General features: G+C 62.4%; 1 protein-coding gene. It reads left to right on the top strand.

The window, feature by feature from the left end:
- On the top strand, positions 1-636 hold a 636-nt coding region (locus A9X04_RS32190; RefSeq protein WP_197509021.1), incomplete at both ends, for an acyl-CoA dehydrogenase family protein.

Raw genomic sequence — 636 nt, 5'->3', positions numbered from 1 at the left:
AACGGCGAGAAGTGGTACACCTCAGGGGCGTCCATTTCTCAGCTGGCACTGGTGATGGCCAAGACCGATCCCGACGCCCCTCGTCATCGGCAATACACCACCTTCTTGGTGGAGCTGCCCAACGCGGGTTTCGAGATCATCCGCAACATTCCGGTTATGGGAGAGACCGACGTGCCGGCCTTCCACGGTGAGGTGACCATGGGTCACGCGGAAGTCCGCATCCGCGACCTAGTGGTCCCCGACGAGAACATTCTCGGCGGCCGTGGCGAGGGCTTTGCGATGGGGCAGCATCGGCTCGGATACGGCCGGCTCCGGCACGGGATGTGGAGCGTGGCCAAAGCTCAGGCAGCCTTGGATATGGCCACCGCACGTGCGTGCGAGCGTGTCACCTTCGGCAAGCGCGTCGCCGATCGGCAAGGCATCCAGTGGATGCTCGCCGATTGCGCCGAGAAGCTCTACATCACGCGACTGATGATCCTGCACCTGGCCTACAAAATGGAGCACGGGCACGACCTGCGCATCGAGAACTCGATGGCCAAAACCTATATCGCCAACATGCTGATCGAGGTGATCGACACGGCGTTGCAGATACACGGGTCCTTGGGCTACACCCACGACCTGCCGTTGGCGGCCTGG

It is taken from the genome of Mycobacterium sp. E3247 (assembly GCF_001667785.1).
Taxonomy (GTDB): Bacteria; Actinomycetota; Actinomycetes; order Mycobacteriales; family Mycobacteriaceae; genus Mycobacterium.
The sequence above is the reverse complement of the archived record's forward strand: the minus strand, read 5'-3'. Positions and strand labels throughout refer to the sequence as shown.